This is a genomic window from uncultured Methanobrevibacter sp. (assembly GCF_937906425.1).
In the GTDB taxonomy this organism is placed as follows: domain Archaea; phylum Methanobacteriota; class Methanobacteria; order Methanobacteriales; family Methanobacteriaceae; genus Methanobrevibacter.
Window position 1 is genome coordinate 1 of record NZ_CALCYR010000249.1, and the last position, 8,092, is coordinate 8,092.

Sequence of the window (8,092 nt, forward strand, 5' to 3'; positions counted from 1 at the left end):
TAATCAGTTATTTTAGGAAATTTTTTATAAAAATTTTTAGGATTTCAACAAAGCCTTTTTTTTAATTTATTATTTTAAATTTTAAATTCTTACAGCTATTTTTTTTAAAATTTTTTTAAAACTATTTTTCTAAATGCCCTGAATTTCATTATTACTTTTAAACTAGTTTTTATTATTAAACTTCAATTAAAAACTATTTTATATTATTAATCATAAAGATATATTTATTATATATAAAATAGGGGTATGTTTTTTTGATTTTTGTTTGAATTGATTCAATTCCTTCAAAATCTATTTATTTCCTTCTATTTTATTATATTAATTGAATTTATAAAAAAGAGGCAAGCCTATGCTAATTAAAATTAATGGAGAGGATGTGGATATTCCTGAAGGATCTACCATCAAGGACGCTATTGAGTTAACAAATGCTCCATATAGTGAAGGTAGTATCGTTTGTCTTATAAAGGGAGAGAATGAAATACAAAACAATATTCTCAAATATAAGATTCAAACTCCTAAAGGAAGTATTCTCATTGAATTAGAAGTTTCTGAAAAATCAAAACCTTTAACTGATTTTTTCAAGGAAAATTATTCTCAGTTTATCTCTAATAATGTTCGTTGGGATTCATCTAATGAAGTGGCTATTGGTCCTATAAGCTCTAATTTTGAACCTTCCCATGAGGAATTTAAGTATTATGACAATGATGTTCTGATTAGCTTATCAGGATTTTCCAATGAGGCCACTCATATAATTTTTGTAAAGGACGACCACTCAAATGTTTATGGAGTTCCTAAATACAGTGATCGCGGTGTATTTGCAAAGGTTATAGGTGGCAGAAAAACATTATTCTCTTTAGACTCTTCAGATGAGATTATTGACATAAAACCTATTATAGAGCGCAGTACTGTTACAGACAGTACAGGGGGTTCAAATCTTGATGAAGTGTTGGAAGAGGGAAATCAATTGTTTACCTATGTTCTTTTTGAACCTAATGAAAAGTCTCCAGCATCAGTTGAACATTTGTATTCCCTAATTAGGGATGGCCAGATTAAGGTTAGTTTTGAATCAAACTCCTTTGTTGGATTTTATGAATTGACAGGTCTTTCCAAGGAAGCTGAAGATAGGACAGAACGTAAGAGAGGAACTGTTACCTTAAGAAATGAGGGTAAAGGTAAGGGAAAAGTTTATGTTTATAGGGAGGACAGAGTAAAAGCTGACACTCACACCACTATTGCAAACATTAAAGAGGGAATGGCCTTATTTGACATTGCAAAAGAGGGTGATTTAATCACTGTCAGAAGTGAGCCTGGCAGAATCATGCTTATGATGATGACTCAAAAAGAGGCTGAAGAGGAATTGAATGCTCTTGGCATCACTCACGTCAGGACAGGATTAGAGGACGACGATGCGATTATTGTGTCTCAAGAACCTGAATTTACTATTGATATTTTAAATAATAAAGAAGTTAAAACCTTTGGATTGGCAAGTGAAGACTTGCTTAAAGTTAAATTAACCGATAATGCTCCAAGAACCAGATGGTATTTGGAAAAAATCACAGGTTTGGCAGAAAAGCCTGTTGGAACATTGAAGGTTTACTTTGCAGTTCCAGACATGAACATATTCATGTTTGAGGGAAATGATGATGAATCCAAGGGACTTATTCCTGAAAATATTCCTACAGACATTATGAAGGCTGGAGAGATTGGTGTAACCAACATGTCCAGGAAGAATTTAGGATATGTTGGTATTAGAACTGTTGATAGTGATGAATTTGGACCTACTGGTGAACCATTTGCTGCTACAAATGTAGTTGGTGAGGTTATTGGAAATATTGAGAGTTTAAACAGACTTAAAGATGGAAGCACTCTTTATATTTACGAGGTTTATGAGGATTAAATATTGTGAGGTTTGAATAAACATGAGGGTTTGGATAAACTTATTTTAAGACATTGAAATTTTAAAATCTTTTATGTTTTGGATATTGGGGTTTTAAATTCTTTTATGTTTTGGATATTGGAATTTTAAATTCTTTTTGTGTTTTAAGATTGTTTATAAAACTCATTGTTTTCGTTATTAAGGAGGAAAGATTATGCCTGCAAATTTATGTATGACTCCAGATTTAGGTAAGGAGGATATGGATCCTGAAGTTTCAACAAGAATGATTATTTTAAGTTCTAAAGCTAATGTAAGTGAAAGTGAAGTTGTTAATTTCTTACATCTCTTGAATTTGCCCATTACCATTAAATGGACCTGTTATGGTGCAATGATTAGCGGTAAGGACAAATATGTTAAACAGGCGATTAGGGAGCTTCGTAAATTAGATCCTTATGGAATTTTTACAAAGGAAAGAGGTTTTGCTCCAGGAGACCCTAGAAGATGCAGAGGCCACAGATATGGTCCTAGGGAAGGATTCCACCAAATGGAAAAGGAATTCAGAATTCTTGATTATGTTGGGGAAGCTTTGAAAAACCCAAGGGAAGTTGAAATTGAGAAAAAGGAACCTGTTTCCATAGATTTATTCAAGGAAGTTTTGGAAGATTCTTTAAAAGAAGAAAAAAGTGAGGGAGAAAAGGAATAAGGCTATTATCTAGTCTTAGATTATTATGAGGATGATATTATGGTAAAAGTAGCTATTTATCCACCAAATTCATTGATTTTAGCTGACTTGATTGAGAGAAAAGGACACACTCCTTTAGCTCTTCAAAAACAAATTAGACAAAAGATTAAAGACCCGGAGATTGATTCTCCTCCAATGAATATTACAGAGGAAGATCCTATTAAAGGATTAAAATATGCAGCTATTGAAGTCCCTTCCGGTGTAAGGGGAAGAATGTCCATTATTGGACCTCTTATAGATGCTGCAGAGGCTGCAATCATCGTTGATGGTGCACCTTTCGGTTTTGGTTGTGTTGGATGTGCAAGAACTAATGAACTGTCCATTTTCTGTTTACGTAAAAAGGACATTCCTACCTTGGAAGTTGTTTATCCATCAGACCAGGATGAAACAATGCTTATGGTTAATCAAATCAATTCATTCCTTGATTCCCTGCCTGGAGGTGGAGGAGACTTGGAAGCTTATGATGAAGAATTAGAGGGAGGAGAATAAAATGGTAAAGATTGCATTGGTTTCTTGTGGTACTGAATACAGTGGTATTCAAAAGGAAATTGAAAAGGCGGCTTTAAAGTTCGGCGCTGAGATTATTCTTCCTGAAATTGATTTGGATTATATTAATGAGGCTTATGAGAAATTCGGTTTCTCTGCTCAAAGTTCAAGCTTAAAGCTTATGATTGCAAGGGCAATGTCCATTGTTGAAGGTAAATGTAAGCCTGATGCAGTATTCATTGCTACCTGTTTCAGATGTGCTGAAGGAGCACTTGTAAGAAATGAGGTAAGGCGTTTCATTCAAAACAATACACGTATTCCAGTGGTTACCTATTCATTTACTGAAAGGACAAAGGCTGATGAGTTGTTCATTCGTATGGAAGCATTGGCAACCACAGTTACACGTAGAAGCATTCTTGCTCGTGAGAAACAAGAAGGTCTTACCCTTGGTTTAGACTCTGGTTCCACTACTACAAAAGCTGTTTTAATGGAAAACAACAAGGTTATAGGTACTGGTTGGACTTCCACCAAGGACATTATTGAATCTGCAAAAACCGCAGCTTCCGAAGCTTTCTCAAACACTGATTATGATTGGGATGACCTTGATGGTATAGGAACTACAGGTTATGGTAGGTTTACCATGGGTCAGGAGTTCGGTGCAGAACTTATTCAAGAGGAATTGTCCGTTAACGCTAAAGGTGCAGTATATCTTGCTGATTGTCAAAAAGGTGAAGCTACTGTATTGGATATTGGCGGTATGGATAATAAGGTTATTACAGTTAACAACGGTATTCCAGACAACTTCACTATGGGCGGTATCTGTGCAGGTGCATCCGGAAGATTCCTGGACATGACTTCCCGTAGGTTGGATGTTGACATTACAGAACTTGGTCCTCTCGCTGTTCAAGGTGATTGGAGAAGGGCTATGTTAAACAGTTACTGTATTGTATTCGGTATTCAGGACCTTGTTACCACTCTTGCTGCAGGAGGTTCAAAGGCAGATGTGGCCGCTGCTGCATGTCACTCAGTATCTGAACAGGTCTATGAACAACAATTGCAGGAAATTGACATCCGTGAACCTTTAATTCAAGTGGGCGGTACCAGTTTGATTTCAGGTCTTGTTGAAGCTGTAAGTGAAACCTTAGGCGGTATTGAAGTTATTGTACCTGAATACTCACAACATATTGGTGCTGTAGGAGCAGCATTGTTGGTATCCGGTATGGGTAATAGACATGAATAGAATTATGCTTGTTTGTTTTTAAATAAACATTTCGTTAGAGTTAATGCTTGTTTGTTTTTAAATTAACATTTTATTAGAGTTAATGCTTGTTTGTTTTTAAATTAACATTTTATTAGAGTTAATGTTTGTTTATTTGTTTTTAAATAAACATTCCATTATTCTTTTATTCTAATTATTTATTGTTTAATCTCTAAGAGGTGATTAAATGTATATTGAATCAAATGATGAAGAGGGAGCAAAGGTCTACGATATGATTATTCGTCAAATCTTTCAGGATTTGGTCTTGCCACCTTCAATTGATGATATGCGCGCTTATGTTAATCCTGATGAGGTCTGTTTCATTATAGCTATTAAAATGAGAAAAACCTCTCAAAACATAACCTTGAAGGAAGTTGCCAAGATAAGTTATGAGAAAGATGATGATACAACAGTTATTCTGATTGATGATGAGAACTATCTTCCAAACATTCTCAAAACCCTTTGGAGTGAGTTTGGTAGGGAACAAGTCCATCAGCCAAGCAGATATGTGATTCATATTAAGGGAAATCATCAATTGTCAGATCTTGTAGTGGACAGTCCTTATAAGAATCTTAAAAGAAGGATTTATGATGCAATATTCAGAATAGTTCCTGAAGGATTTAAGATCATGAAGGACATTTCAAGAGATGATATTGTTTCTGTTATAGCAACAGACGAATTAATTAAGGATGAATGGATTGAAAAGGCAGAAGGATATATTGTTGAATTAAATACTCCTAAAACCTATAATTAAACATTTGGAGTCTTTAATTTTATTATTTCATTAAATTTTTATTAAATTTTTTATTAAATATTTTGGTCTTGTAGAAACCACAATTTTTATTAAATTTTTTATTATTTTATTTAAATAATGAGTTTAAATAATTTTTTTTAAATTTATTTAATTATAAATTTAATTTAAATAAAATAGGCTTGCTGGTTTATAATGAGTTAAAAGTTTATTAAAGATTTATAATCAATTCTTTATTTATTTAAAATAATGTTAATATAAATCATTTTTAATTACATTTAAATGGTTTTTTAAATAATTTTTAAAATTAGTTTGAAGTTTTTTAGAATTTGTTCGTATGTCTAAAAAATAAATAGAAATCTTTATATATTGGGACATATATAACAATAGTTAAAAGTTTAACCTTAAACGAATGATGTGTGTATTTGCTGACAGTCCCTTGATTTGTCAGCAGATTAAATTTATAAATAAAAAATAAATATTGGTTTGAATTTTAATATTTATTCTTTTATTGAAGTTTTAATAGGGCTTATAAAAAGTTCTAATTAGATTATATTGGAGAAGAAAAGTTTTAAAACGATTTAAAACTTATGTGTTGAGGTAATAATATGATTAGCAAAAACATTGACTGTGGAGGCAGTCATAAAGGTTCAAAATTTGCTCACATAACAAAAGTTCATCCATGTTATAATGAAAAGTTGCATGACAAGGTCGGTAGGGTTCATGTTCCTATTGCGCCAAAATGTAATATAGGATGTAATTTCTGTATTAGATCAATTAACAATGATGAAGACCGTCCAGGTGTTGCAGGTTCAATTATGAGTGCAGATGAAGCTGTTGAACATGTAAAAAAAGTAACTGAGGACAGTGCCATTACTGTAGTTGGTGTGGCTGGTCCTGGTGATTCCCTGGCTAATGAGGCTACATTTGAATTCTTTGAAAAAATTAATAAGGAAAAACCTGACTTGATTAAATGTATGAGTACAAACGGTCTTTTGCTTCCTAAATATGCTGAAAGGATTGCAGAATTAGGTGTAAATACTGTTACCGTAACCGTCAATTCCGTGGACCCTGAAATAGGAAAGGACGTTTATGGATTCATTGTCTATGAAGGTGAAGTCTTAAGGGGACGTGAAGCTGCTGAGATTCTTATGAACAACCAACTTGAAGGAATTAAGAAAATCACTGACCTTGGTGTAGTTGTAAAAGTAAATGTGGTTCTTATTCCTGGCTTAAATGATGAACATATTGTTGACATCGCTAAAACCGTAAAAGAATGTGGTGCAGACTTGGTAAATGTTCTTCCATTGATTCCATTGAATAAGATGGCTGATTATCCAAAACCTGGTTGTGGAGAAATTGAAAAGGCTCGCAGTGAAGTGGAAGAGTATCTTCCTGTATTCAGAGCTTGTACTCAATGTAGGGCAGACGCTTATGGAATCCCTGGAAAGAAACATGAAGATCATCATATAGGTAATGCTCCTCAGTCTCACTTCTAGGAGTTTTACTTTTTCTTTTTTCTTTAACTTTTACTTTTTAATTTTTAATTTTTACTTTTTAATTATTAATTATTAATTTTTAATTTTTAATTTTTACAGTTTATTTTTATTATTTAGCTATTTTTAACTATTTTTAACTATTTTAACTATTTTTAACTATTTTTACTTATTTTTATTATTTTATTCTTATTTTTAGTTATTTTTAGGCATGTTTAACTATTTTTACTTATTTTTATTATTTTTAACAATTTTTTTTAACTCTTTACTCTTTTTGCTTATTTTAAACAATTTTTTAATTTTATAAAAATCTTTTTATTTTAAAGGTCAATTTTTTATTTTTTTAATTTTATAAAAATCTTTTTATTTTAAAAAGGCCAATATTCTATTGTAATATTAAATTAAATTTCACTTATTTTTATAAATTTATTATGGGATATTTATGAGAACTGTTGAATGGGAAGATAATAAATTAAAACTTATTGATCAAACTAAATTGCCTGATGAATTGACTTATGTTTACTGCAGCAATTATAAATCTGTTATTTATGCAATCAAGGAAATGATTGTTCGTGGTGCTCCAGCCATTGGTGTTACTGCTGCATTTGGTATGGCGCTTGCTCAAATTGCAGGTGAGGATATGGATAAGGTTGCAGAGGAAATGAAATCCGCTCGTCCTACTGCTGTCAATTTGATGTGGGCTGTTGATAGGGTCATGAAGGCTCCTGATATGTTAAAGGAAGCTTTGGATATGGCTCGTGAAGACATTAATACCAATTTGGCTATTGGGGAATATGGTGCCAAGGTAATTGATGATGGAGACACTGTTTTAACTCACTGTAATGCTGGTGCACTTGCCTGTGTTGATTATGGTACTGCATTAGGTGTTTTCCGTTCTGCTTTTAATCAGGGAAAGGACATTCAGGTTATCTGTGATGAGACTCGTCCAAGAGGTCAAGGTGCAAGTCTAAGCGTTTGGGAAATGCAACAGGAAGGAATTCCTGTAAAATTGATTCCAGATGTTGCTAGCGGATATCTTATGTCTATTGGAAAGGTGGATAAGGTTGTTATAGGTGCAGACAGGGTTGCACGTGATGGAATTGCTAATAAGATAGGTTCATTTATGGTTGCCCTTGCTGCAAAACGTTTTGATATTCCTTTTTATGTTGCAGCTCCAGTAAGTACTTTTGATAGGGAAATTTCCATTTTTGACACTGAAATTGAGGAAAGAGACCCTGATGAAGTGATTTATTATGGCGGTGCAAGAATTTGTCCTGAAGGAACTGAAGTTATAAATCCGGCTTTTGATATTGTTCCAAAGGACTTGATTACTGGTGTAATTACAGAAAAAGGAATAATTGATTTAAATAAGGAAGAAGACTTTGACAGTGTTTTCTAAATTTAAATCATATATTTTTTTATTTTTTATTTCTAATTTTTTTCTAATTTTTTTCTAATTTTTTTCTAATTTTTTTCTAATTTT

At 32.6% G+C, this 8,092-nt stretch carries 7 protein-coding genes; all 7 read left to right on the plus strand.

The features are described from left to right. Positions 1–349 precede the first annotated feature (349 nt). Positions 350–1,897, plus strand: coding sequence for a methanogenesis marker 3 protein (locus Q0138_RS07205; protein ID WP_297982667.1), 1,548 nt, complete (start codon positions 350–352; stop codon positions 1,895–1,897). A 193-nt stretch (positions 1,898–2,090) separates the two neighbouring features. Then, positions 2,091–2,579, plus strand: a complete 489-nt coding sequence (locus tag Q0138_RS07210) for a methanogenesis marker 6 protein (protein ID WP_297982670.1) — start codon at positions 2,091–2,093, stop codon at positions 2,577–2,579. 39 nt (positions 2,580–2,618) lie between these two features. Further along, positions 2,619–3,107: a methanogenesis marker 5 protein gene (locus Q0138_RS07215; RefSeq protein WP_297982673.1), complete on the plus strand. Its 489-nt coding sequence runs from the start codon at positions 2,619–2,621 to the stop codon at positions 3,105–3,107. 1 nt (position 3,108) lies between these two features. Continuing rightward, the gene (locus Q0138_RS07220; RefSeq protein ID WP_297982677.1) at positions 3,109–4,344 is read left to right on the plus strand and encodes a methanogenesis marker 15 protein; all 1,236 of its coding nucleotides are present in this window, start codon (positions 3,109–3,111) and stop codon (positions 4,342–4,344) included. A gap of 205 nt (positions 4,345–4,549) precedes the next feature. After that, a complete protein-coding gene (locus Q0138_RS07225; protein WP_297982681.1) occupies positions 4,550–5,116 on the plus strand; it encodes a methanogenesis marker 17 protein in 567 nt (188 codons plus the stop codon). Positions 5,117–5,721: 605 nt separating this feature from the next. After that, on the plus strand, positions 5,722–6,612 hold the full coding sequence (locus Q0138_RS07230) for a radical SAM protein (protein ID WP_297982684.1): 891 nt from the start codon (positions 5,722–5,724) through the stop codon (positions 6,610–6,612). A gap of 439 nt (positions 6,613–7,051) precedes the next feature. After that, positions 7,052–8,008, plus strand: a complete 957-nt coding sequence (gene mtnA, locus Q0138_RS07235) for an S-methyl-5-thioribose-1-phosphate isomerase (protein ID WP_297982687.1) — start codon at positions 7,052–7,054, stop codon at positions 8,006–8,008. Positions 8,009–8,092 lie beyond the last annotated feature (84 nt).

Bases quoted from the DNA above. Each gene is read 5' to 3' on its own strand.
- Q0138_RS07215 (WP_297982673.1), top strand. From the start codon at position 2,619: ATGGTAAAAGTAGCTATTTATCCACCAAATTCATTGATTTTAGCTGAC.
- Q0138_RS07225 (WP_297982681.1), top strand. From the start codon at position 4,550: ATGTATATTGAATCAAATGATGAAGAGGGAGCAAAGGTCTACGATATG.
- Q0138_RS07220 (WP_297982677.1), top strand. From the start codon at position 3,109: ATGGTAAAGATTGCATTGGTTTCTTGTGGTACTGAATACAGTGGTATT.
- Q0138_RS07205 (WP_297982667.1), top strand. From the start codon at position 350: ATGCTAATTAAAATTAATGGAGAGGATGTGGATATTCCTGAAGGATCT.
- Q0138_RS07210 (WP_297982670.1), top strand. From the start codon at position 2,091: ATGCCTGCAAATTTATGTATGACTCCAGATTTAGGTAAGGAGGATATG.
- Q0138_RS07230 (WP_297982684.1), top strand. From the start codon at position 5,722: ATGATTAGCAAAAACATTGACTGTGGAGGCAGTCATAAAGGTTCAAAA.
- mtnA (WP_297982687.1), top strand. From the start codon at position 7,052: ATGAGAACTGTTGAATGGGAAGATAATAAATTAAAACTTATTGATCAA.